The organism is Cupriavidus sp. 05N39, from assembly GCF_056397325.1.
On record NZ_JBFTNE010000052.1, the window covers coordinates 32,502 to 55,032 of the forward strand.

Annotated in this window: 25 protein-coding genes and 1 pseudogene; all 26 read left to right on the top strand. The window is 66.0% G+C overall.

All coding sequences use genetic code 11. The features are described 5' to 3' along the window. The first annotated feature begins 16 nt into the window (after window positions 1-16). The gene (locus tag AC1DN0_RS23655) at window positions 17-304 is read left to right on the top strand and encodes a hypothetical protein (protein ID WP_441633776.1); all 288 of its coding nucleotides are present in this window, start codon (window positions 17-19) and stop codon (window positions 302-304) included. Window positions 305-467: 163 nt separating this feature from the next. Beyond that, window positions 468-950: a hypothetical protein gene (locus AC1DN0_RS23660; RefSeq protein ID WP_441633774.1), complete on the top strand. Its 483-nt coding sequence runs from the start codon at window positions 468-470 to the stop codon at window positions 948-950. Window positions 951-1,279: 329 nt separating this feature from the next. Next, window positions 1,280-2,287 (top strand): sulfate ABC transporter substrate-binding protein, encoded by a 1,008-nt coding sequence (locus tag AC1DN0_RS23665; RefSeq protein ID WP_441633772.1) that lies wholly within the window; start codon window positions 1,280-1,282, stop codon window positions 2,285-2,287. Window positions 2,288-2,348: 61 nt separating this feature from the next. Next, window positions 2,349-2,627: pseudogene (locus tag AC1DN0_RS23670) on the top strand (NAD(P)H-dependent oxidoreductase); the annotation flags it as partial. A 216-nt stretch (window positions 2,628-2,843) separates the two neighbouring features. Then, entirely contained in the window at window positions 2,844-3,071 is a 228-nt protein-coding gene (locus AC1DN0_RS23675) for a hypothetical protein (RefSeq protein ID WP_441633770.1), read from the top strand. Between the two features lie 26 nt (window positions 3,072-3,097). Then, complete coding sequence (locus tag AC1DN0_RS23680; protein ID WP_441633769.1) at window positions 3,098-3,298, top strand: hypothetical protein; 201 nt, start codon at window positions 3,098-3,100, stop codon at window positions 3,296-3,298. Between the two features lie 12 nt (window positions 3,299-3,310). Continuing rightward, complete coding sequence (gene ssuD, locus AC1DN0_RS23685; protein WP_441633767.1) at window positions 3,311-4,474, top strand: FMNH2-dependent alkanesulfonate monooxygenase; 1,164 nt, start codon at window positions 3,311-3,313, stop codon at window positions 4,472-4,474. An 11-nt stretch (window positions 4,475-4,485) separates the two neighbouring features. Then, entirely contained in the window at window positions 4,486-5,295 is an 810-nt protein-coding gene (gene ssuC, locus AC1DN0_RS23690) for an aliphatic sulfonate ABC transporter permease SsuC (protein ID WP_276290180.1), read from the top strand. A 25-nt stretch (window positions 5,296-5,320) separates the two neighbouring features. Further along, the gene (locus tag AC1DN0_RS23695; protein ID WP_477102490.1) at window positions 5,321-6,196 is read left to right on the top strand and encodes an ATP-binding cassette domain-containing protein; all 876 of its coding nucleotides are present in this window, start codon (window positions 5,321-5,323) and stop codon (window positions 6,194-6,196) included. 241 nt (window positions 6,197-6,437) lie between these two features. Beyond that, window positions 6,438-6,653, top strand: a complete 216-nt coding sequence (locus tag AC1DN0_RS23700) for a TOBE domain-containing protein (protein ID WP_006161487.1) — start codon at window positions 6,438-6,440, stop codon at window positions 6,651-6,653. Between the two features lie 41 nt (window positions 6,654-6,694). Next, on the top strand, window positions 6,695-7,612 hold the full coding sequence (locus AC1DN0_RS23705) for an EAL domain-containing protein (protein WP_441634631.1): 918 nt from the start codon (window positions 6,695-6,697) through the stop codon (window positions 7,610-7,612). Then, the gene (locus AC1DN0_RS23710; RefSeq protein ID WP_441634633.1) at window positions 7,609-8,319 is read left to right on the top strand and encodes an RBBP9/YdeN family alpha/beta hydrolase; all 711 of its coding nucleotides are present in this window, start codon (window positions 7,609-7,611) and stop codon (window positions 8,317-8,319) included. The genes AC1DN0_RS23705 and AC1DN0_RS23710 overlap by 4 nt, the downstream gene beginning before the upstream one ends. Before the next feature lie 192 nt (window positions 8,320-8,511). Beyond that, window positions 8,512-9,456, top strand: a complete 945-nt coding sequence (cysT, locus tag AC1DN0_RS23715; RefSeq protein WP_035865018.1) for a sulfate ABC transporter permease subunit CysT — start codon at window positions 8,512-8,514, stop codon at window positions 9,454-9,456. A gap of 1 nt (window position 9,457) precedes the next feature. Further along, window positions 9,458-10,396, top strand: coding sequence for a sulfate ABC transporter permease subunit CysW (gene cysW / locus AC1DN0_RS23720; RefSeq protein ID WP_477102491.1), 939 nt, complete (start codon window positions 9,458-9,460; stop codon window positions 10,394-10,396). Further along, a complete protein-coding gene (locus AC1DN0_RS23725; RefSeq protein ID WP_477102492.1) occupies window positions 10,393-11,541 on the top strand; it encodes a sulfate/molybdate ABC transporter ATP-binding protein in 1,149 nt (382 codons plus the stop codon). Before cysW ends, AC1DN0_RS23725 begins: the two co-directional genes overlap by 4 nt. Continuing rightward, window positions 11,538-12,485 (top strand): CysB family HTH-type transcriptional regulator, encoded by a 948-nt coding sequence (locus AC1DN0_RS23730; protein WP_477102493.1) that lies wholly within the window; start codon window positions 11,538-11,540, stop codon window positions 12,483-12,485. Before AC1DN0_RS23725 ends, AC1DN0_RS23730 begins: the two co-directional genes overlap by 4 nt. 208 nt (window positions 12,486-12,693) lie before the next feature. Further along, a complete protein-coding gene (locus AC1DN0_RS23735; RefSeq protein ID WP_441634641.1) occupies window positions 12,694-12,900 on the top strand; it encodes a LiaI-LiaF-like domain-containing protein in 207 nt (68 codons plus the stop codon). Continuing rightward, window positions 12,897-13,331 carry a terminase gene (locus AC1DN0_RS23740; protein ID WP_441634642.1) on the top strand — a complete coding sequence of 145 codons (435 nt, stop codon included), beginning with the start codon at window positions 12,897-12,899 and terminating at the stop codon, window positions 13,329-13,331. The genes AC1DN0_RS23735 and AC1DN0_RS23740 overlap by 4 nt, the downstream gene beginning before the upstream one ends. Before the next feature lie 115 nt (window positions 13,332-13,446). Next, the gene (locus tag AC1DN0_RS23745) at window positions 13,447-14,634 is read left to right on the top strand and encodes a sensor histidine kinase (RefSeq protein WP_441634683.1); all 1,188 of its coding nucleotides are present in this window, start codon (window positions 13,447-13,449) and stop codon (window positions 14,632-14,634) included. Window positions 14,635-14,706: 72 nt separating this feature from the next. Then, window positions 14,707-15,537, top strand: a complete 831-nt coding sequence (locus AC1DN0_RS23750; RefSeq protein WP_441634644.1) for a LytR/AlgR family response regulator transcription factor — start codon at window positions 14,707-14,709, stop codon at window positions 15,535-15,537. Window positions 15,538-15,659: 122 nt separating this feature from the next. Then, window positions 15,660-16,919 carry an MFS transporter gene (locus AC1DN0_RS23755; RefSeq protein ID WP_441634646.1) on the top strand — a complete coding sequence of 420 codons (1,260 nt, stop codon included), beginning with the start codon at window positions 15,660-15,662 and terminating at the stop codon, window positions 16,917-16,919. 91 nt (window positions 16,920-17,010) lie between these two features. Continuing rightward, complete coding sequence (locus AC1DN0_RS23760) at window positions 17,011-18,753, top strand: thiamine pyrophosphate-binding protein (protein ID WP_477146049.1); 1,743 nt, start codon at window positions 17,011-17,013, stop codon at window positions 18,751-18,753. A gap of 61 nt (window positions 18,754-18,814) precedes the next feature. Beyond that, window positions 18,815-19,312 (top strand): ribonuclease E activity regulator RraA, encoded by a 498-nt coding sequence (gene rraA / locus AC1DN0_RS23765; protein ID WP_477102495.1) that lies wholly within the window; start codon window positions 18,815-18,817, stop codon window positions 19,310-19,312. Window positions 19,313-19,314: 2 nt separating this feature from the next. After that, the gene (locus AC1DN0_RS23770; protein ID WP_441634652.1) at window positions 19,315-19,734 is read left to right on the top strand and encodes a gamma-glutamylcyclotransferase family protein; all 420 of its coding nucleotides are present in this window, start codon (window positions 19,315-19,317) and stop codon (window positions 19,732-19,734) included. Between the two features lie 430 nt (window positions 19,735-20,164). Continuing rightward, window positions 20,165-21,460, top strand: a complete 1,296-nt coding sequence (gene aceA / locus AC1DN0_RS23775; RefSeq protein WP_441634654.1) for an isocitrate lyase — start codon at window positions 20,165-20,167, stop codon at window positions 21,458-21,460. A 360-nt stretch (window positions 21,461-21,820) separates the two neighbouring features. Then, a partial coding sequence (locus AC1DN0_RS23780; protein ID WP_477146050.1) for a M48 family metalloprotease occupies window positions 21,821-22,531 on the top strand: 711 nt, incomplete at its 3' end.

Consider the following 22,531-nt stretch of genomic DNA (forward strand, 5'->3'; position numbering starts at 1 on the left):
GATAGGAGGGTTTTGGATGAATGGAAATCCATCTGCGGGAATGAATATCACGCCTCTCAGTGATTATTGGGAAAAAAAGGTTGGAGGTGTGGAAGACAGAAATCTGGACTGGGTGGAATGTGGGGGGATGCGGGATGGAGGATACAGTAGCCCAAAGTCTGGAGTTGACGCTCAAGAGATGCGAGATGCAGCTGGTGCGAAATATATGGAGATACAGCAATGTATGCTTAAAAAAGGCTATCGCTATACCGGTTCTTGTGAAGGCTCGATACGGCACACATATCCAGCCTGCAAGGTTCAATAGCGCCGAGCTTGAGAATAATACCCAGCGCGGACTAACGGCGGGGGGAAACTGTTCTGCAACATATGGAACTCGGTCGTTCTGGTGCCCACACACCGTTTGCGTTGTCTGAGGCCCTGCCGCCACAAGTCTGGAAGGCAATTTCCATTTTCTTGAAGGCGTCAAGATGAAGTGCGGCGATCTCAATGCCCGCGCCGCCACCGTCACCAGCGAGCAAGGCGCGCTGATGGCCGTGGCCCAGGGCGATGTCAATATTGTTGCCGGTGAAGCCGGCAGCAACTGGAGCGAAGGGCGCAAGCACATATCCCGCGGCCTGCTCGGCTCCAGCACCAGGACCAGCCGCGACAGCCTGGAAGAAACCAACGCGGTGGCCATCACCTTCAGCGGCAATAGCGTGGCGGTGCAGGGGCAAAACGTCACGGTCACTGGCAGCAATGTGGTGTCCGATGCGCGCACCGTCATCGTGGCGAAGAACGACCTCAGGGTAGAAGCCGCAACCAACACCCGCAGCGAAAGCCACTTCAAGCGCACCGACAAGACCGGCTTCCCTTCCTCTACAACGGCGGGGTCGCGTGGATGGCAGCCACGGCATTCCGCCATGCCAAGGCCTTCCCGCGGAAAGCTCCTTGGTTGCCATACCGTGGGGTGATCTGTCTTCACGCCAACGGATGATTCTCAAATACGAATTGTACTCATTTGCATTTCTGCAGCCAACCTTCGGCACAACCTGTAGCACGCGGGCATCCCCGCAGCCTCTCGTTGTCGAAGACTGACGGTTTCGACGGTACTCCCTGCGGCATGTCCATATTTCCGCCGAATCTTATGCGGAAAACGTGCAAGGATCGGCGAAACCATTCGTTCCTTTCACATAGCCCCCTCGGTAGTCTTCTTCCCTGACACCAGCCTTCCCACACAAGGAGGGCCTTGAAACGAGGCGCGCAGCCGCCAATTCACGACGACAAGACGGGAGCAAGACAGATGATTCGCAAGCTGGCCATCGGATTGGCGGCACTGGCCGTGATCGGTTCCACCCAGACCGCCTGGGCCAACACCAACCTGTTGAATGTTTCGTACGACCCGACGCGGGAGTTGTACGTGGATGTGAATGCCGCCTTCGCCAAGGCCTGGAAGGCCAAGGGTGGCGACGCGCTGACCATCCGCCAGTCGCACGGCGGCTCGGGCAAGCAGGCGCGTTCGGTGATCGACGGGCTGGACGCGGATGTGGTCACGCTGGCGCTGGGCTATGACATCGACGCCATTGCCGAGAAGGGTCTGCTCAAGGCGGACTGGCAGAAGCGCCTGCCGCACAATGCCTCGCCCTATACCTCGACCATCGTGTTCCTGGTGCGCAAGGGCAACCCCAAGGGCATCAAGGACTGGAACGACCTGGTCAAGCCGGGTGTGCAGGTGATCACGCCGAACCCGAAGACCTCGGGTGGCGCGCGCTGGAACTACCTGGCTGCCTGGGGCTACGCGCTGCGCCAGCCGGGCGGCAACGAGCAGAAGGCCAGGGAGTTTGTTGGCCAGTTGCTGAAGAACGTGCCGGTGCTGGACTCCGGCGCCCGCGGCGCCACCACGACCTTTGTCGAGCGCGGCCTGGGCGACGTGCTGATTGCCTGGGAGAACGAGGCGATCCTGGCAATCAAGGAACTGGGTCCGGACAAGTTCGACATCGTCGCGCCGTCGATCTCGATCCTGGCCGAGCCGCCGGTGGCGGTGGTCGACAAGGTGGTGGACAAGAAGGGCACGCGCAAGGTGGCCGAGGCCTACCTGCAGTTCCTGTACACCGACGAGGGCCAGGAAATCGCGGCGAAGAATTACTACCGACCGATTTCGGAAAAGATTGCGGCCAAGTACGCGGCCAATTTCCCGAAGGTCAAGCTGTTCACCATCGACGAGGCCTTCGGCGGCTGGCAGAAGGCGCAGAAAGCGCACTTCGCCGATGGTGGTTCGTTCGACCAGGTCTACCAGCCCGGCAAGAAGTAATCAGCGGCATGGGCGGGCGCGAACTGCGTCCGCCGCGCCATTCAGTTGAGAAGGAAGCCCGATGTCCATCCTGACCCTGTCCGGCAGTCCGTCCGCCCCGTCGCGTTCCGGGCACCTGCTGGCGCATCTGCGCAGCGGGCTCGAAGTCGCCGGCGAACGCACCAGTCACCTGGCGCTGCGCGAGCTTCCGCCCGCGGCGCTGCTGGCGGCCAGGGTGGACGATCCCGATATCGCTGCCACCATCAGCGCGGTGGGCGAGGCCCAGGTGGTGACCCTTGCCACCCCGGTCTACAAGGCTGCCTATGGCGGCCTGCTCAAGACGCCCCTGGACCTGCTGCCGCCGGACGTACTGCCTGGCACCTTCGGTCGTGCCGCGCAGCGCCCTGTGCCGGCCGAGCGATGTTCCGCCTGAGTTGATGCGGGGGCGCGAGCGCCGCCCGGGGAGAACCAGCCTTATCCGTGATTGCTGCGCCGTCTGCCTTGCAGGCCGGCGGGGGAGCGTGCACCCGCACGCTGCCGGCGTGATCGCGTTTGCATCTTGCACAGGGACATCGATATGAACTCGGCAGTTTTCAAGCATCCCGACGAACGCGATATTCAGGGAACGCCAGCCGGCAACGGCGCGCGACGCCAGCGCGTTGCGGGCACCGGCAACCTGAAGCGCCGCCTGGTCCTGGCAGCGCTGGTTGCAGCCACGGGTCTGGCCTATGCGCTGCTGCCCGGCCGCGCGCAGGCGGAGGAGCCGGTCGATGCGGCGGATGCCGCCTGGCAGGCACAGCGTTGAACGCGGCTGGCAAGCAGGGCCACGCCGTGCGCCGCGCTCGACTGCGCCACGTGCTGATCGCGGCCTTGCTCACTGGCGGATTGGGCGCCGCCTTGCTCGCGCTCGGCCTGGGCACGGCGAAGTGGGGCAGGGCGGCGGCCATGCACGCCGCGACGGCTGGCACCGTGCCTGCGCGGAACCCCGCGATGCCGTCATACCGAATGGACGAAATCAACAAGACAAGCTGAAGAGGCAAAGGCATGCAAGTTTTCTGGTTTATCCCAACGCACGGCGACAGCCGCTACCTCGGCACCTCGGAAGGGGCGCGAGAGGTCAATCTCGATTACCTGAAGCAGATCGCCACCGCCGCCGATACGCTGGGCTACGAAGGTGTGCTGATTCCCACCGGGCGCTCCTGCGAGGACCCCTGGGTGGTGGCCTCCACGCTGGCCGCGGTCACCCGCCGCCTGCGCTTCCTGGTGGCTGTGCGCCCCGGCCTGATGGCGCCCACGCTGGCCGCGCGCATGGCGGCGACCTTCGACCGTCTCTCGGGTGGCCGCTTGCTGGTGAACCTGGTGACCGGTGGCGACGCGTCGGAACTGGAGGGCGACGGCCTGTTCCTGAACCACGCCGAACGCTACGAAGCCTCGGCCGAGTTCATCCGCATCTGGCGCGAGGTGCTGGCCGCCAGCCATGAAAGCGCCGAACTCGACTACGAAGGCAGGCACCTCAGGGTCAAGGGCGCCAAAGTCCTGTTCCCGCCGCTGCAACGGCCGCATCCACCGGTGTATTTCGGCGGCTCCTCGGATGCCGCGCATGAGCTGGCCGGCGAGCAGGTGGACACCTACCTGACGTGGGGTGAACCGCCCGCCGAGGTGGCGAAGAAAATCGCCGACGTGCGCCAGCGCGCCGCGCGCCATGGGCGCTCGGTCAGGTTCGGCATCCGCCTGCACGTGATCGTGCGCGAGACCGACGACGAAGCCTGGGCCGCCGCCGGCAAGCTGATCAGCAAGCTCGACGACGATACCGTGGCGCGCGCGCAGGCCGTGTTCGCCAGGATGGATTCCGAAGGCCAGCGCCGCATGGCCGCGCTGCATGCCGGCGGTGGCGAGCGCAGCCGCGCGGAGCTGGAGATCAGCCCGAACCTGTGGGCCGGCGTGGGCCTGGTGCGAAGCGGCGCGGGCACCGCGCTGGTGGGAGATCCGCACACCGTGGCGGCGCGCATGCAGGAGTATGCGGAGTTGGGCATCGATACGTTCGTGCTGTCCGGCTACCCGCACCTGGAGGAAGCCTACCGCTTCGCCGAACTGGTGTTCCCGCTGCTGCCGCGTTCCGTGCGCGACAAGCTGCCGGGCAAGGTGTTGTCGGGGCCCTTCGGGGAAGTCATGGCGACCGGCATCGTGCCGCGCGCGGCGCAGCGCTGAAGGAGGCCGACATGTCCGCTCCCCTCACGCTCCCGCCGCGCCGCGCCGACTGGCTGAACAAGGTGCTTGGCCCGGCCGCGCCCTGGGCTGTGCCAGTGCTGCTGATCGTGGTGTGGCAGCTGGCTTCACAGTACGGCTGGCTGTCCAATCGCATCCTGCCCGCGCCCTTCGATGTGGTGAAGGCTGCCTGGGGCCTGGCCATCACGGGCGAGCTGTGGCGCCATGTGTGGGTCAGCAGCTGGCGCGCCGTGCTTGGTTTCACCATCGGTGGCGGCTTCGGGCTGTTGCTGGGGCTGCTCACCGGCACGTTCCGGCCGGCCGCGACGCTGCTCGACAGCACCTTGCAGATGGTGCGCAACATTCCCACGCTGGCCCTGATTCCACTGGTGATCCTGTGGTTCGGCATCGACGAGACAGCCAAGCTGTTCCTGGTCGCGCTGGGCGTGTTCTTCCCGATCTACCTGAACACCTACCACGGCATCCGTTCGGTCGACCCGGGCCTGATCGAGATGGCGAAGAGCTACGGCCTGTCGGGCTGGCGCCTTTACCGCGAGGTGATCCTGCCGGGGGCCTTGCCCAACATCCTGGTCGGCGTGCGTTTCTCGCTCGGCCTGATGTGGGTGATCCTGATCGTCGCCGAGACCATATCGGCCCAGTCGGGCATCGGCTACATGACCATGAATGCGCGCGAGTTCCTGCAGACCGATGTGGTGCTGGTGGGCATCCTGCTCTACGCGCTGCTGGGCAAGCTGGCTGACTTGCTGTCGCGCGGGCTGGAACGTTTCTGGCTGCGCTGGCACCCCGGCTACCAGGCGCACTGAGCCCGCGGCCCAAGGAGAACACGAAATGCAAAGCAACCCGATCGAACAGGCTGCGCTGGCGGACGTGCCAGCGAGCAAAGCCGGCAACGGACTGTCGCTGCGCGTGCAGCAGGTAGTGAAGCGCTACGGCGGGCGCGAGGTGCTGCACGGCATCGACCTGCAGGCCGCCCCCGGCGAGTTCCTCGCCATCGTGGGCCGCAGCGGCTGCGGCAAGAGCACCTTGCTGCGGCTGGTGGCGGGCCTGGAAGACAGCGACGGCGGCGCCGTGACGCTTGACGATGGCCCGGGCCGCAAGCAGCGCGAGGCGGTCCGTGTGATGTTCCAGGACGCACGCTTGCTGCCGTGGAAGAAGGTGCTGGACAACGTGGCGCTGGGCCTGCCTCGCTCAAGGCTGGCCGATGCCGCCAGGGTGCTGGGCCAGGTCGGCCTGGCCGAGCGCGCGGGCGAATGGCCGGCGCGCCTGTCGGGCGGGCAGCGCCAGCGCGTCGCTCTGGCGCGCGCGCTGGTGCATCACCCGCGGCTGTTGTTGCTGGACGAACCGCTGGGCGCGCTCGACGCGCTGACGCGCATCGAGATGCAGGGGCTGATCGAGTCGCTGTGGCAACGCCTGGGCTTTACGGCGCTGCTGGTTACGCACGATGTTTCCGAGGCGGTAGCGCTGGCCGACCGCGTGGTGCTGATCGAAGACGGGCGCATTGCGCTGGACCAGCGCGTGGCGTTGCCACGACCGCGCCAGCGAGGCTCGGCCGCTTTCGCGCAACTGGAGGATGCGGTGCTGCGGCGGGTCATGCAACGCGACGAGGCAGTGGCGGCCGACGCCGTCGGGTATGGCCAGGCACTGGCGCCCGCGGTGGACTGGTCGGTTGCGCGCACGGCCGATTCGGTGCGCTGGGCGATCTAGCCAGTGGCCGGATCAGCGAGTGCAGGCAGGCGGATCACGCAGAAGGCAAGACTGCAAACCAGGTTGCAAACAAGTTTGAGGCAACAGTCATGCCGRCGCAATTGCATGAACCCGGTGCAACCCGCGGCGTAGCCGCGGCAAGTTTGAGCGTGCAACGTCACTCATCGCGGTTCACCACGCAAGGCGCTGAATCAAAGTTTTACGCAATCTTCATTTTCACTCACGCAAAGGAACTTCTATCATGAGCATTCAGGCGATCAACGTACGCAACCAGTTCCGCGGCAAGGTAGCCGCCATCATCGAAGGCCCGGTGGTCTCGGAGGTCGACGTCGAGACGCCGGCCGGCATCGTCACCTCGGTCATCACCACCCGCTCGGTCAAGGATCTCGGTCTCACCATCGGCAGCGAAGTCGTTGCCCTGGTGAAGGCTACCGAGGTGTCCCTGGCCAAGCTTTGAAGCCTCGCCCGAGGCGCAAGCGCAACGCAAAGGAAATGGCAATGGCAAGCGCGAACGAAACAGGCGCGGGACTGGCGGCACTCACCCATTACCTGGAAGGGCTGCCTCGCCGGCCCGAGAGCGATCGTCAGCTTTGGCGAGACGAGCGTGGGCAGGTGCAGGGCCAGTTCTACAACTGTTCGCTGACCAGTGCCTTCGAGCCGCTCATTACCTTGTCCAGCCACGACGTGGTGGCGCACGAGGGCACGCTGCGCACCTATGCCGGCGACGGTGTCGGCCTGGCGGCGTGGAAGCTGTTCGCGATGGCGGCGGACGATGCCTCGCTGGTGTCGCTGGACCGCCTCTCGCGGCTGGTGCACGCCATCAATTATTTCGCCGCCGATGGCGAGCGCAAGCTGGTGCTCAATGTGCATAACCGGCTGCTGGCGGCGGTGGCCGACGATCATGGCTCGGCCTTCCGGCGCGCGCTGCAATCGCTGGGACTGCCGCTCGAACGGTTCGTGATCCAGGTACCGGCCAGCGCCAACGACGATCTGCCGCTGCTGCTGCATGTGGTGGGCAACTATCGCCGCAACGGCTTTGCCGTCAGCCTGCAGGCATCTGACCCCGCCGAGGCGGGTGCGCTGATGGCGCATGCCTTGCCCGAATGGCTCAAGCTGGACATGCGCCGCAACTGGACCGACCGGCAGCTTGCCGGGTTGCAGGCCAGCGCGGACAGCGCCGGCGTGACCCTGATCGGGCGCCGGCTGGAGAATGCCGAGAACGCCGAGCGGCTGCAGGCGGCCGGCATCGTGCTGGGGCAGGGCAGTTTCACCGGCGCGGCCGTGAGCGCGCGCGACCTGCGCGTGCCGCAAGCGGGGCCTGGCGGCGGTGACGCGGGCAATGAGGAATTCGAGGGCGGGGCGGCCCGGAACGGATCCGGCCGCGTCCCGATGGCGTTCAGCAAGGAGCCGATATGACGCAGACGAAGAGGCCTGCCGCGCCGCACCAGCGCGGCGGGCAGGCGGGCGCCGGCGGGCGCGCCGCCGACGTGCGGCTGAAGGTGCCCAAGGGATTGCAGATCCTGACGGTGCCGGGCTTGCACGGCAGCGGGCCGGGCCACTGGCAGAGCCGCTGGGAACAGCGCTTTCCGGACTGGCAGCGCGTGGAGCAGCACGACTGGTCGCGCCCCAGCCTGCCGCTGTGGGCCGAGCGCGTCTCGGAAAGCGTGATGCGGGCGCAGCGCGTGGCATCGCGCGGGGCCATCCTGGTGGCGCACAGCTTCGGCTGCCTGGCCACCTTGCGCCAGGCGGCGCTGGACGCCGAGGGCATTGCGGGCGCCCTCCTGGTGGCGCCGGCCGACCCCGACAAGTTCGGCGTGGCGGCATTGCTGCCGGCCCGCCGGCTGCCGTTTCCCACCATCCTCATCGCCAGCCGCAACGATCCCTGGATGCAGCAGCGCACTGCCTTCAGCTGGGGCACGCTTTGGGGGAGCGAACTGCACGACGCGGGCCTGGCAGGCCACATCAATGCCGATTCCGGGCTGGACCAGTGGCCCGAAGGGCTGGGCTTGCTTGCCACATTGATACAGCGCATTGAAGCAGACGGCAGCGCCGGACCGTCTGACGACCGCTCGGAGCCTTGGGAAACGGGTGTCGAGGTGTCGTCGACGTTCCCTTATATCTAAAACGCCTAAGAACATACGTAAAGATTCGTTCTGTTTATAAGGCGGGATCTGCAGAATTTGTCTCGTAGGCCGGTGCGTTATGCGCCGGCGTCATAAAGAAGCCCCCCCGTTTTCCCGGATTCCTGGCCCGAGCCTTCGCCTGAATCCTTCTCCGGGTGGTGAATGCGACACTGAYGGCACAGACGAGACAACATGCCACCCTCGATTTCCCTGGCGGACACTCCGCCCCCGGCGAGGCCGGATGCCCCGCAGGCGCGCAAGCGCGCGCCCGCCAGGCCAAGCAAGCAGCGCTTTACCGTGCTGCCGGGCTTTGGCCTCTCGCTGGGGTTCACGCTGTTCTACCTGACGCTGATCGTTCTGATCCCGCTGTCGGCCACCTTCCTCAAGACCTTTACGATGAGCTGGGAGGCCTTCTGGAGCGCAATCAGCGCGCCGCGGGTCGTCGCTTCCCTGCAGCTCAGCTTTGGCGCCTCGCTGATCGCCGCCATCGTGAATACCGTGTTCGGACTGGTGGTGGCCTGGGTGCTGGTGCGCTACCGCTTTCCCGGCAAGCGCCTGGTTGACGCACTGGTGGACCTGCCGTTCGCCTTGCCCACCGCGGTGGCCGGTATCGCGCTGACCGCGCTGTATGCCGGCAATGGCTGGCTCGGCCGCTACCTGGAGCCGCTGGGCGTCAAGGTCGCCTTCACGCCGCTGGGCGTGGTGGTGGCGTTGACATTCATCGGGCTGCCCTTTGTGGTGCGCACGGTGCAGCCGGTGCTGGAGGATGCCGAGCAGGAGCTGGAGGAGGCCGCCGCCAGCCTGGGCGCCACCCGTCTGCAGACGTTTCTCCGCGTGATCCTGCCGACCATCCTGCCGGCGCTGCTGACCGGGTTTGCGCTGTCGTTCGCACGGGCCACAGGCGAGTACGGTTCGGTGGTGTTTATCTCCGGCAACATGCCGATGATCTCCGAGATCGCGCCGCTGATGATTTATTCCAAGCTGGAACAATACGACTACGCGGGCGCCACCGCGGTGGCGGTGGTGATGCTGGTGATCTCCTTTGCCCTGTTGCTGCTGATCAACCTGCTGCAAGCGTGGACGCGCCGCCACCATCAGGCCGTGCGCGCCTCCGTGGCGCCGGGCAAGGAGAACTGAAATGGCCGGCGTTGTTACCCAGGGCCTGGGCGGCCGTTCCGCCCCCGCCGCGCGTTTTCGGGATGCCACGGGCGAAGCGCCGTGGGTGCGTTACACCTTGATTACCGTTGCGGTGCTGTTCCTCGCGCTGTTCCTGTTTATTCCGCTGGCTTCGGTCTTTTACGAAGCGCTGCGCAAGGGCGTGCAGACTTATTTCGATTCGCTGGTCGAGCCCGATGCCGTGGCCGCGATCCAGCTCACGCTGCTGGTGGCGGCCATCGCAGTGCCGCTCAACGTGGTGTTCGGCGTGGCGGCGGCGTGGGCCATCGCCAAGTTCGATTTCCGCGGCAAGAACCTGCTGATCACGCTGATCGACCTGCCGTTCTCGGTGTCGCCGGTGATCTCCGGCCTGGTCTATGTGCTGCTGTTCGGCGCGCAGGGCTGGCTGGGTCCGTGGCTGGAGGCACACGATATCAAGATCATGTTCGCGGTGCCGGGCATCGTGCTGGCCACCATCTTCGTCACCTTTCCCTTTGTCGCACGCGAGCTGATTCCGCTGATGCAGGCGCAGGGCAGCGAGGAAGAAGAGGCCGCCATCGTGCTGGGCGCCTCCGGCTGGCAGACTTTCCGCCGCATCACGCTGCCCAATATCCGCTGGGGCCTGCTGTATGGCGTGATCCTGTGCAATGCGCGGGCCATGGGCGAGTTCGGCGCGGTCTCGGTGGTATCGGGCCATATCCGCGGGCTTACCAACACCATGCCGCTGCACGTGGAGATCCTCTACAACGAGTACAACTTCGCGGCAGCCTTCGCGGTGGCGTCGCTGCTGACGCTGCTGGCCCTGGTCACGCTCGGTATCAAGACGCTGGTGGAATACCGGGCGCGCGGCGAGCACAGGGAAGACGACAATTTTGCGCCCGAGAATCCGGTCGCTGGCAAATTGCAAGGACAGGCATCATGAGCATCCAGGTCAAGAATGTGCAGAAGCGCTTCGGTAATTTCGTCGCGCTGGACGATGTCACGCTCGATTTCGACGAAGGCCAGCTGACGGCGCTGCTGGGGCCCTCTGGCTGCGGCAAGACTACCTTGCTGCGCATCATCGCAGGTCTTGAACGGGCGGACGATGGCCAGATCCTGCTGGAAGGGCGCGATGCCTCGCACCAGCATGTGCGCCAGCGCCAGGTCGGCTTTGTGTTCCAGCACTACGCACTGTTCAAGCATATGACGGTGTTCGAGAACGTGGCCTTCGGCCTGCGCGTGAAGCCGCGCGCCGAACGGCCGAGCGAGGCGCAGATCCGGGAGAAGGTGCGCTCGCTGCTGGAGCTGGTGCAGCTCGACTGGCTGGCCGACCGCTATCCGCCGCAGTTGTCCGGCGGGCAGCGCCAGCGCATCGCGCTGGCCCGCGCGCTGGCCGTGGAACCGCGCGTGCTGCTGCTCGACGAGCCTTTCGGTGCGCTCGACGCCAAGGTGCGCAAGGAACTGCGCCGCTGGCTGCGGCGCCTGCATGACGAACTGCACGTGACCAGCGTATTCGTCACCCACGACCAGGAAGAGGCGCTGGAAGTCGCCGACCAGGTCGTGCTGATGAATCGCGGCCACGTCGAGCAGGCGGGCACGCCGGAGGCGGTCTACAACCATCCGGCCACGCCCTTCGTGTTCGGCTTCCTCGGCAACGTCAACCTGTTCCACGGCCGGCTGGAAGTGGGCGAGCGGGGCGGCTTGCTGCACACCGGCGATTCGATCCTGCCTGTCATCGGCAGCGGCCATGAAACCGCCGGCGATGCCGTGGCCTATGTCCGCCCGCACGATCTCGACCTGGAACGCTACGCGCCCGGCGCCGACGGCATCGCCGTGACGCTGCGCCGCGCGCTGACGCTGGGCCCCGTGGCCCAGCTCGAACTGGAGCGCGAAGACACCCAGGAAGTGATTGAAGTGGCGCTGCCTCTCGAACGCTTCCGCCACCAGGGCTTCCGCGAAGGCGAGCTGCTGGCGGTGCGGCCGCGCCAGTTGCGTGTCTTCGTCCAGCCTCAACCCGCAGCACAGGCAAATACACCAACACAATCACAAGCCAGGGCCAATGCTGCCCCGGCGGGAGCCGCACTATGAATTTCCAGCAACTGCGTTCGATCCGCGAGGCGGTTCGCCGCCAGTTCAACCTGACCGAGGTTGCCAATGCCCTCTACACCTCGCAGCCCGGCGTGTCGCGCCAGATCCGCGAGCTGGAGGAAGAACTCGGGGTCGAGATCTTCGAGCGCTATGGCAAGCGCCTGACCGGCCTGACCGAGCCCGGCCGCGAAATCGTGCGCATCGTCGAGCGGCTGCTGCTCGAGGCGGAGAACCTGCGCCAGGCCGGGGACGAATTCGCCGGCCGGCATACCGGCCGCCTGACGGTGGCCACGACCCACACCCAGGCCCGCTACGCCTTGCCCAAGGTGGTGCAGAGCTTCCGCCGCGCCTATCCGCATGTGACGCTGGCGTTGCAGGAAGCCTCGCCGGCGCACATTGTCGAATTGCTGCTGACCGGCCAGGCCGATATCGGCATCGCCACCGAGGCGGTGGCCAGCGAGGCGGGCCTGACTTCCTTCGAGGCTTATACCTGGCGGCATGTCCTGGTGGTATCGCCGGACCACCCGCTGACGCACCTGCCGGAGCCGACGCTGGAGGATATCGCCGGCTTCCCGATCATTACCTATGACGCCGGCTTCACCGGGCGCCGCAAGATCGACGGCGCCTTTGCGGCCGCCGGCCTGCAGCCGGAGATCGTGCTCACCGCCATGGACGCGGACGTGATCAAGACCTACGCGGAACTGGACCTGGGCGTGGGCATCGTTGCCTCGATGGCCTACGACGAGCGCAAGGACGCCGGCCTGGTGCGGATTGCGGCCGACCACCTGTTCGAGCCGAATACCACCAGCGTGGCGGTGCGGCGCGGGGCCTACCTGCGTGGCTACGCCCATGCCTTTATCAACATGTTCGCGCCGCATCTGTCGCGCGACACCCTCACCAGCGCCCTGTCCGAACCCGCGGGCGTGCAGGTGGTCGAGGCCTGAAGACCTCGGGGACACGGGGCCCCGCGGTGCCGGTGGCGCCGCATCCCCGCGTTTCGCGCCGTCCGCTCTCCATTCGTCGCACGCCACTTCCGTCGCGTACTTTGTCGGCGTAAAGTCGCTACAGTCCGTGGCGGAATACACATGCCGTCACATGGCGATGATGCACCGCACTATCGACGGTGCGCGAGTCCCGCACGAGGAGAGGGCAATGAAACGAGGCCGTAGCGGCAGGGGGCTGATTGTCCCGATCATCCTGATTGCGCTGGGCGCGATCTTTCTGGCGCAGAACAGCGGCATCCTGCCCGCCCATATCGTGCGCGAAGGATGGCCGGTGCTGTTGATCGCCATAGGTGCGATCCTGCTCGTGCGCCGTTTCGCCTGGCGCCGTGTCGACCGGCGCGGGCCGGAGCAATGAGCGCGCGCCCGGAAGGGCTGCTGCGCTGGCAGTGGCGCGGCTACGCCCGCAATCACAATCACCCGCGCAGCTTGCTGCTGCACATCGTCGCCGTGCCGATGTTCATGGCCGGCAATGTGCTGTTCGTCTACGGCGCGCTGGCGCTTTCCGTCCCGGCGGTGGCGCTTGGCGTGCTGTGCATGGCCTTGTCCATGATGCTGCAAGGCCGCGCCCACCGGCTTGAGGCTGTCAGGCCCGAACCGTTCGCCGGCCCGCTCGATATCGCGTTGCGCATCCTGGCCGAGCAGTGGATCACGTTTCCGCGCTTTGTCCTGTCGGGCCAATGGTGGGCCGCGTTGCATGGCCGTGCGGCCGGCGATGACGGTAGCGAAGCCGGCGGCAAGGTGGCCCAGCGTACATGCGGGCCGGGCAAAGGGTGCCAGAGCTTATGAGCGGCTATTACAATAGCGATCAGTCATCCCCGACTTGTCCTGCGGCTGCGGTAGCGCCGGCAGGACCGGCGCCATTTTCCCCGTCGCGCAGGGAGGCCTTGCCCACATGAAATCGCTGGATCGGCTAGATCGCTGCCCCGCCGCCATTCCTTCCCGGATCTCGATCCTCGCACGCGACCTGTTGTTCGTGCTGTGCATCAACACCTTGATCGCCGTCAGCCTCAACTATGGCTTCCGTACCGGTGGCTCGTTGTGGCACAACTTCGTCTATAGCCACCTGATCGGCCTGTCGATCTGGCTGCTGATCGATGTCGCCCGCGTGCTGATCTGGTGGAACGAGCGGCCCAGGCGCTGGCCCTTCCTGTGCCTGACCGCCATTGCCGTGCCGCTTGGCGTGATCATGGGCAGCTGGGCGACGCGCATCCTCCTTAACGAGCCGGCGAAGTCCTTCGAGGAAGCCGCCGACACGCTGCGCATGTGCCTGGTGGTCGGCATGCTCGCTTCGGCCAGCATGATCTATTTCTACTGGTCCCGGGAGAAGCTCGCCCACCTGGAACGGCAGGCCGCGCTCGACGCCCTGCAGCGCGAGGAGGCGGAAAAGCAACTGGTGCGCGCGCAGCTCATGGCCTTGCAGGCACAGATCGAGCCGCACTTCCTGTTCAACTCCCTGGCCAACCTGGATTGCCTGATCGCCACCGACCAGCAGGCCGCCCGGCGGCTGCTGCAGCGGCTGATCGGCTTCCTGCGCATGTCGCTGTCGCATACGCGCGCCGAGCAATGCACGCTGCGCCAGGAGTTCGAGTTGCTGCGCAGCTATCTCGACATCCAGGCCCTGCGTTTCGGCACGCGCCTGAGCTATCAGATCGAACTGCCGCCCGAGCTGGCGGAAGTGGAGATCCCGCCCATGCTGATCCAGCCGCTGGTGGAGAACGCGGTCACCCACGGCATCGAGCCATGCATGCGTGGCGGCAGCATCGTGCTGTCGGCGCGCGCGCAGGGCGAGAACGCGGTACAGGTGGTGATCCAGGATACCGGGGTGGGGTTCGGGCATGCCGTGACCAAGGGCTCCGGCCTGGGCCTGACCCATGTGCGCGAGCGGCTGGCGCGTATTTTCGGGGCGTCGGCCAGCATGCAGATGGAAGAAAACACGCCGCGCGGCGTGATCGTCCGGCTGACCTTGCCCGTCGTGCGGCTGGCGGCGCCAGTGCCCGTGCCGGCGCCAGCGCCGGCGCCGGCCAGCGCCCCTGCCGGACTCGGGATGGCCCCCGTTACCCGTGCCGCGCATGGCGTTTCTCATCCCTGAGGCGGCTGACTGCCACAGCCGCCCCGGTCTCAACCGCCGTTCCGAACGATCCGCTTCATTACTGCCGCTTCCATGTCCCCGACCTTGTTGATCGCTGACGACGAGCCGCTGCTCGCGCGCGCCTTGCATGCCGAATTGTCCAGTCTCTGGCCCGAGGCGCAGATCGTCTCCGTGGTGCACGACGGCGTATCCGCGCTGGAGGCGGCCCGGCAGCACGCGCCCCAGGTTGCGTTTCTCGATATCCGCATGCCGGGCATGAGCGGCATGGACGTGGCGCGCGAGCTGATGGCGTTCGATCCGCCGCCCCTGGTGGTGTTCGTCACGGCGTACGACCAGTTCGCGCTGGAAGCATTCGAGCGCGAGGCGGTCGACTACGTGCTCAAGCCCGTGCAGCCCGACCGGCTGGAGGCCACTGTGCACCGCCTCAAGGCAAGGCTGGCGGCCCATGCGCAGGCGAGCGAGGAGGGCGGCTCCGCGCTCGACACCGATCGCCTGGCGCAGTTGCTGGCCCGCCTCGAGACCCTGGAGCCCGGTGGCGCGCCAGCGCAGCAGGCCCCGGCGGGTTCGCCCCAGCATGGCTACCTGCGGTTCATCAAGGCGCTGGTCGGGCAGGAAATCCGCATCATCCCGGTGGATGAAGTGATCTACCTAGAGGCGACCGACAAGTACGTCAACGTCGTGTCCGCCAGCGGGGAAGCGCTGATCCGCACCAGCCTGCGCGAACTGTCGCAGCAACTCGATCCGGAACGCTTCTGGCAGATCCATCGCGGCACGGTGGTGAATATCGACTGCGTGGCCAGTGCCGTGAACCAGTCGCTCGGCCGGCTCGCGCTCAAGCTGCGCAATCGCGCGGAGACCTTGCCGGTGGCGCGCCAGTACGCCTACCTGTTCAAGCAGATGTAGCGGGCAGGGCACCCCTGCCGAGGGCGGTTTTACTCTATGATGCGATATTCGCAGCGCGCCCCTGGTCCGTGACCGGGCCAGGCAGCAGTGGCCGGCGCGCCAGGTTCAGCACGATACGCCCGATGACTGCCGCCGCTCTCGATCCCATTCGCAATCCGTTGCGCCACGATGCCCAGGTCATTGGCCTGGTCGGGCTGGCCCACGGCGTTTCCCACTTTTTCCACCTGCTGCTGGCGCCCCTGTTCCCATGGATCAAGGCCGAGTTTGGCCTGAGCTATGCCGAACTGGGTTTGCTGATGACGGTGTTCTTCGCCGTCTCGGCCGTGGTGCAGACTGCGTCTGGCTTCGTGGTCGACCGCTTCGGTGCCAAGCCGGTGCTGTTCGGCGGCCTTGGGCTGCTGGGCACGGCGGCCCTGCTGCTGTCGGTCAGCCCCAGCTACGCGATGCTGCTGCTTGGCGCCGGCGTGGCGGGGATCGGCAATGGCGTGTTCCATCCCGCCGATTTCACCTTGCTCAATAAACATGTGTCGCAGCCGCGGCTGGGCCATGCGTTCTCGGTGCACGGCATCTCGGGCAACCTTGGCTGGGCCGCCGCGCCGATCTTCCTGGTGACCATTGCCGAGTTCAGCACCTGGCGCACCGCGCTCGCCTGCGCTTCGGCCGTGGCCTTCGGCGTGCTGGCGGTGCTGCTGGCCTTCCGGCACGTGCTCGACCCGCGCGGCACCGCCGGCGCGGCGCCCAGGCCGGCCGCGGCCAAGGCGGGCGGCAGCATGCTGGCGTTTCTCAAGTTGCCGCAGGTGTGGATCTGCTGGGCCTTCTTCCTGGTCACTACCTTTTCGTTCTCCGGCATCCAGAGTTTCGCGCCGACCGCACTGACCCAGCTCTACGGCATGCCGCTGACGCTGGCCACGGCGTCCTACACCGTCTACATGCTGTGCAGCGCCGGCGGCATGATCGTGGGCGGCTTCGCCGCGGGACGCACCAGCAACCACGACCGCCTGATTGCGATGAGCTTCACGCTGTCGGGCCTTGTCGCCATCGTGGTGGGGCTGGGCGTGCTGCCGGCCGTGATGGTGCCGGTGCTGATGGGCGTGATCGGCTTCGGCGCCGGTACGGCCGGGCCTTCGCGCGATCTGCTGGTGCGCGCCGCCGCGCCGGCCGGGGCCACCGGGCGAGTCTATGGCGTGGTCTACTCCGGGCTGGATATCGGGCTGGCCAGCGGACCGCTGTTCTTCGGCATGCTGATGGATGCGCACTGGCCGAGCTGGGTCTTCTTCATGATCGGCGCTTTCCAGATGCTGGCGATCTTCACCGCCGTCACGGTAGGCAATGGCAACCGCTCGCGCCGTGATGCGGGGGGCAACCGCGCGGCCGCCAGCTGACACGCTGCCGGCCCGGACTGCCCACGCCCTGTGCTGATACCAAATTCCTGATCCACGGTTCCGCACGGAACCATCAACTTGTCCACTGCCCATGGTCAATCCTGCCGCCACGCCGTCCCATGCCGCCCCCGACGGGGCACCGCCGCTCCAGCCGGGCGGCCATATCCTGGTCGATGCGCTGCTGGCGCACGGCGCCGAACTGGCCTTCGGCGTTCCCGGCGAGAGCTATCTGGCGGTGCTCGATGGCTTCCACGCGCGGCGCGACCGCCTGCGCTTCGTGATCTGCCGGCAGGAAGGGGGCGCGGCGGTCATGGCCGAAGCCTACGGCAAGCTGACCGGGCAGCCCGGCCTGGCGTTCTGCACGCGCGGCCCCGGCGCCACCAATGCCAGCATCGGCGTCCATACGGCGTACCAGGATTCCACGCCGATGATTCTCTTCATCGGCCAGGTCGGCAGCGATTTTGCCGATCGCGAGGCCTTCCAGGAGATCGACTACCGCCGCATGTTCGGCCAGATGGCCAAGTGGGTGGCGCAGATCGAGCGGGCCGAGCGGATTCCCGAATACATCGCCCGCGCCTACCAGACCGCTACCTCGGGCAGGCCCGGCCCCGTGGTCCTGGCGCTGCCGGAGGACATGCTGACCCAGCAGGTTGCCGTAACGCAGCTGGCGCACTACCAGCGCGTCATGAGTTGGCCGGGCGAGGGCGATCTGGCCCGCCTTGCCAGTATGCTGGGCAGCGCCGAGCGGCCTTTCGTGATTGCCGGCGGCAGCGGCTGGACGCCCGAGGCCTGCCAGGACCTGCAGCATTTTGCCGGACGCTTCCAGTTGCCGGTGGGCTGCGCCTTTCGCTTCCAGGACCTGTTCGACAGCCGCCACGCCAGCTATGCGGGCGATGTCGGTATCGGCATCAACCCGCAACTGGCCGAACGCATCCGCGCTGCCGACCTGGTGCTTGCCATCGGCCCGAGGCTGGGCGAGATGACCACCGGGGGCTATGCGCTGCTGGCCGCGCCGCGGCCGGCGCAGGCCCTGATCCATGTCCATGCGGGCGCCGAGGAACTGGGCAGCGTCTACCAGGCCGACCTGATGGTGCAGGCCTCGATGCCGGCCATCGCGAAACGGCTGGCCCAGCTCGATGCCCCCGCCACGCCGCGCTGGCAGGCATGGACCGCCGCAGCGCACGCCGGTTACGAAGCCTACCTGGCACCGCCGACCTATACCGGGCAGGGCGTGGACATGGCCGCCATCGTGCGCACGCTGGATACCGTGCTGCCGGCCGATGCCGTTGTGACCAACGGCGCGGGCAACTACGCTAGCTGGCTGCACCGCTATTTCCGCTATCGCCCTTTTGCCGGCGGCGGCCGCGGCCAGCTTGCGCCGACCAGCGGCGCCATGGGCTACGGGGTGCCCGCGGCAGTGGGCGCCAAGATCGCCTTTCCAGGGCGCACGGTGGTGGCGCTGGCCGGGGATGGCTGCTTCCTGATGAATGGCCAGGAACTTGCCACCGCGATGCAGTACGGGGCGGCCGTGATCATCATCGTCGTCAACAATGGCATGTACGGCACCATCCGCATGCACCAGGAGCGTGAGTATCCCGGCCATGTGAGCGGCACCGAACTGCACAACCCGGATTTCGCCGCGCTGGCGCGGGCATATGGCGCGCGTGGCGCCGTCGTGACCCGCAACGAAGCGTTCGAGCCGGCATTGCGCGAGGCGCTGGCCGCACCGGTTGCCAGCCYGATCGAGATCCGCATCGATCCGGAACAGATCACGCCGCGCACCACGCTGCAGGCCATTCGCGACCAGGCGCTGGCCGCGCGGGGCGCGTCCTGAGGCAGGCCGCCATCGCCTCGTCTAACGTGTTCTTTCCACCTTTCTGATTTGGGAGTTCTTCATGAGCTTTGCTACCACCGATCTCTGCGACGCCAATGAGGCACGGCTGGCCGACGGTTCGCTGCGCGTGCTGGCGCCGGTATTCCACCATTTCGGCAAACGCGCCGCGTTTTCCGGCCCGGCTGCCACGCTGAAGCTGTTCGAGGACAATTCGCTGGTGCGCGAAGCGGTCGAGTCGCCCGGCAACGGCCGCGTGCTGGTGGTGGATGGCGGCGGCTCGCTGCGCTGCGCGCTGGTGGGCGGCAACCTTGGCGTGCTGGCCGAGAAAAACGGTTGGGCCGGCATCATCGTCAATGGCTGCGTGCGCGATAGCGCTGAGCTTGCGGTCTGCGATATCGGCGTGCGCGCCCTGGCACTGCATCCGCAGAAAAGCCAGAAGCGCAATGTGGGCGAGCGCGAGGTCACGGTGCAGATGCCCGGCGCCGTGGTGCGGCCCGGCAACTGGATCTATGCCGACGCCGATGGCGTGCTGGTGGCGGACAGCAAGCTGGAGGGCTGAGCATGCCGGTGGTATTTGTCTACGGCACCCTGCGCGCGGGCGAAGTCAACGACCTCAACGCGGCCGCGCGCAAGCACGGCATTGCCGCGCCGCGCCTGCTCGGCTGCGCCACCGTGCCGGGCCGGCTCTATGACTTCGGCACCTATCCCGGCCTGGTGCTGGATGCCGGCGCCCCCGGCGTGGCTGGCGATTTGTACGAGGTGGATGCCGCCCTGGTGCCGGTGCTCGATGAAATCGAAGAGGTTTATCCGGGCCAGGCCACGCTGTTCGTTCGCGAGGAGCAGGTGGTGACGGCTGGCGACCAGGCCGTACGCTGCCTGCTGTACCCGGTGGGGGAGGACGCGGTGGCGGGTTTGCCGCGCATTGCCTCCGGTGACTGGGTGGCCTACCGGCGTGAGCGCGAGGCAAATCCGCCTGCGTAGGACCGCACGGGGGGTGCTGGATGCGTTCCTCCTTGAGCAGCATCGCGGCCGGCACTGCCGGCCGTTTGTTTTTCACAATGCGGAAAGATGTTTTGCGCGGCAAAAAATGTAGATGCGAAGCACAACTGCCGTTTCTCATGATGGAGAACCGTTTGCCGTATCGTGAAATATGTTTCGTAAGTTATTGATTTAAAACAGTAAAAAAACTCAGCAGCGACTGCATTCCGTGCTGTTGCGACGCGGGACGTTTCCCTACACTCTTATATAAGACACATGACCTGAGGCGTGAAAAACAGGGGTGGCGAGGCAGCAGGACCTGGCCTCCAAACCGTCCCCCCAAGCGCACCGGTCGGCAAGCTCGGCACCGTGGTCCGGCAAGCCTGTCGCAAGTTGCTTATGCCATACCCGTCATCATCACTAGGAGAGTGAAATGTCCCGCGAAACCGAAGCAAAGAACCTGCAAACAGAATGGGATACCAACCCCCGCTGGAAGGGCGTCGCGCGTCACTACACCGCCGATGACGTTGTGCGCCTGCGCGGCTCCGTGCAGATCGAGCATACCCTGGCCCGCCGCGGTGCCGAAAAGCTGTGGCACCTGCTTAACACCGAACCGTTCGTCAATACGCTGGGCGCGCTGACGGGCAACCAGGCCATGCAACAGGTCAAGGCTGGCCTCAAGGCCATCTACCTGTCGGGCTGGCAAGTCGCTGGCGACGCCAACCTGGCCGGCGAAATGTATCCCGACCAGTCGCTGTACCCGGCCAACTCGGTGCCGCAAGTGGTCCGCCGCATCAACAACACCTTCCAGCGCGCCGACCAGATCCAGTGGAGCGAAGGCAAGGGCGACACCGACTACTTCGCGCCCATCGTGGCCGATGCCGAAGCCGGTTTCGGCGGCGTGCTGAACGCCTTCGAACTGATGAAGTCCATGATCGACGCGGGCGCAGCCGGCGTTCACTTCGAAGACCAGCTGGCTTCGGTCAAGAAGTGCGGCCACATGGGTGGCAAGGTGCTGGTGCCGACGCGTGAAGCTGTCGCCAAGCTGACCGCCGCGCGCCTGGCTGCCGACGTGTCCGGCGTGCCGACCCTGGTGATCGCCCGTACCGACGCTGAAGCCGCCGACCTGCTGACTTCCGACGTGGACGAGCGCGATCGCCCGTTCTGCACCGGTGAGCGCACGGTGGAAGGCTTCTACCGCACCAAGCCCGGCATCGAGCAATCGATCTCCCGCGCCCTGGCCTACGCGGAAGTGGCCGACCTGGTGTGGTGCGAAACCGGCAAGCCGGACCTGGAATTCGCCAAGAAGTTTGCCGAAGCCGTCCACGCCAAGTTCCCTGGCAAGCTGCTGGCCTACAACTGCTCGCCGTCGTTCAACTGGAAGAAGAACCTGGACGACGCCACCATCGCCAAGTTCCAGAAGGAACTGGGCGCCATGGGCTACAAGTTCCAGTTCATCACGCTGGCTGGCTTCCACTCGCTGAACTACTCGATGTTCAACCTGGCCTACGGCTATGCCCGCAACCAGATGACCGCCTTCGTCGAACTGCAGGAAAACGAGTTCAAGGCGGCCGAGAAGGGCTTCACCGCCGTCAAGCACCAGCGCGAAGTCGGCACCGGCTACTTCGACGCAGTGACCCAGACCATCGAAGGCGGCCAGTCGTCGACTACCGCGCTCAAGGGTTCGACCGAAGACGAACAGTTCTTCGACGACAAGAAAGTGGCCTGATGTTTCGGATCTTCGGATCTGCAGATCAATAGCTGGTCACCTGGAGGGCGTGCGACCATCACGCCCTTCATTTAGGCGCCGCGCCGTGTCTCTCTCAGGGACGGCGCGGTTTTTTGCTTTCTGGCGCCTGGCCGATGCCCGGACCGGCAGGGGAGTCGGGGTCGATGAGTGAGAAATGTCAAAAATTGTGACTGTAGCGATTCAGACATTTGTCGTTCACTTGGAATGATTTCAGCGATATGATTCCACCCGTGTGTCAAAAGAGGCACACAGCAGGGTTGCCGGTTAGTCACCGGCGCATATCCATAAAGATCACTGGCGGCAATCCAGCCGGTGCACATTCCAAGAAGAAAACCAAGCATGAAGCACAAACTCTCCCTGGCGGCCATCGCCGGTCTTTCCGCCATTCTGGTCGGCTGCGCCGGCACCAATGTCGACGGCATGATGGGTGCCGGCACGTCGCTGTTCAAGGCGGCCTCCCTGAGCGACGGCGACGTCAAGACCATGTCCGACAAGTCGTGCGCCGAGCTCGACAGCACCAACAAGATAGCTGCGCCCAGCAGCAACTACGCCAAGCGCCTGACCAAGATCATGGCCGRCCTGCAGTCGCCCGGCGTGCCGAACGTCAATGCCAAGGTCTACCTGACCAAGGACGTCAACGCCTGGGCCATGGCAAACGGCTGCGTGCGCGTGTACAGCGGCCTGATGGACATGATGACCGACGACGAAGTGCGCGGCGTGGTTGGCCACGAACTGGGTCACGTGGCCCTGGGCCACACCAAGAACAAGATGCAGGTGGCATACGCCGCCATGGCGGCGCGCGGCGCGCTGGCCGCCAGCGGCAATGGCGCCGTGGCTGCCTTGTCGGCATCGCAACTGGGCGAACTGGGCGAGCAGCTGATCAACGCGCAATTCTCGCAAACGCAGGAGAGCGCCGCCGACGACTACTCGTACGACCTGCTGACCAAGAATAAGGCCAATACCCGCGGCCTGGTCTCGGCGTTCCAGAAGCTGGCCAAGCTGGACGGCGGCAAGTCGGGCATGTTCTCGTCGCACCCTGGCTCGGAAGAC

Coding starts and splice junctions, on each gene's coding strand:
- AC1DN0_RS23655 (WP_441633776.1), top strand. CDS start 17: ATGAATGGAAATCCATCTGCGGGAATGAATATCACGCCTCTCAGTGAT.
- AC1DN0_RS23660 (WP_441633774.1), top strand. CDS start 468: ATGAAGTGCGGCGATCTCAATGCCCGCGCCGCCACCGTCACCAGCGAG.
- AC1DN0_RS23665 (WP_441633772.1), top strand. CDS start 1,280: ATGATTCGCAAGCTGGCCATCGGATTGGCGGCACTGGCCGTGATCGGT.
- AC1DN0_RS23675 (WP_441633770.1), top strand. CDS start 2,844: ATGAACTCGGCAGTTTTCAAGCATCCCGACGAACGCGATATTCAGGGA.
- ssuD (WP_441633767.1), top strand. CDS start 3,311: ATGCAAGTTTTCTGGTTTATCCCAACGCACGGCGACAGCCGCTACCTC.
- ssuC (WP_276290180.1), top strand. CDS start 4,486: ATGTCCGCTCCCCTCACGCTCCCGCCGCGCCGCGCCGACTGGCTGAAC.
- AC1DN0_RS23695 (WP_477102490.1), top strand. CDS start 5,321: ATGCAAAGCAACCCGATCGAACAGGCTGCGCTGGCGGACGTGCCAGCG.
- AC1DN0_RS23700 (WP_006161487.1), top strand. CDS start 6,438: ATGAGCATTCAGGCGATCAACGTACGCAACCAGTTCCGCGGCAAGGTA.
- AC1DN0_RS23705 (WP_441634631.1), top strand. CDS start 6,695: ATGGCAAGCGCGAACGAAACAGGCGCGGGACTGGCGGCACTCACCCAT.
- AC1DN0_RS23710 (WP_441634633.1), top strand. CDS start 7,609: ATGACGCAGACGAAGAGGCCTGCCGCGCCGCACCAGCGCGGCGGGCAG.
- cysT (WP_035865018.1), top strand. CDS start 8,512: ATGCCACCCTCGATTTCCCTGGCGGACACTCCGCCCCCGGCGAGGCCG.
- cysW (WP_477102491.1), top strand. CDS start 9,458: ATGGCCGGCGTTGTTACCCAGGGCCTGGGCGGCCGTTCCGCCCCCGCC.
- AC1DN0_RS23725 (WP_477102492.1), top strand. CDS start 10,393: ATGAGCATCCAGGTCAAGAATGTGCAGAAGCGCTTCGGTAATTTCGTC.
- AC1DN0_RS23730 (WP_477102493.1), top strand. CDS start 11,538: ATGAATTTCCAGCAACTGCGTTCGATCCGCGAGGCGGTTCGCCGCCAG.
- AC1DN0_RS23735 (WP_441634641.1), top strand. CDS start 12,694: ATGAAACGAGGCCGTAGCGGCAGGGGGCTGATTGTCCCGATCATCCTG.
- AC1DN0_RS23740 (WP_441634642.1), top strand. CDS start 12,897: ATGAGCGCGCGCCCGGAAGGGCTGCTGCGCTGGCAGTGGCGCGGCTAC.
- AC1DN0_RS23750 (WP_441634644.1), top strand. CDS start 14,707: ATGTCCCCGACCTTGTTGATCGCTGACGACGAGCCGCTGCTCGCGCGC.
- AC1DN0_RS23755 (WP_441634646.1), top strand. CDS start 15,660: ATGACTGCCGCCGCTCTCGATCCCATTCGCAATCCGTTGCGCCACGAT.
- rraA (WP_477102495.1), top strand. CDS start 18,815: ATGAGCTTTGCTACCACCGATCTCTGCGACGCCAATGAGGCACGGCTG.
- AC1DN0_RS23770 (WP_441634652.1), top strand. CDS start 19,315: ATGCCGGTGGTATTTGTCTACGGCACCCTGCGCGCGGGCGAAGTCAAC.
- aceA (WP_441634654.1), top strand. CDS start 20,165: ATGTCCCGCGAAACCGAAGCAAAGAACCTGCAAACAGAATGGGATACC.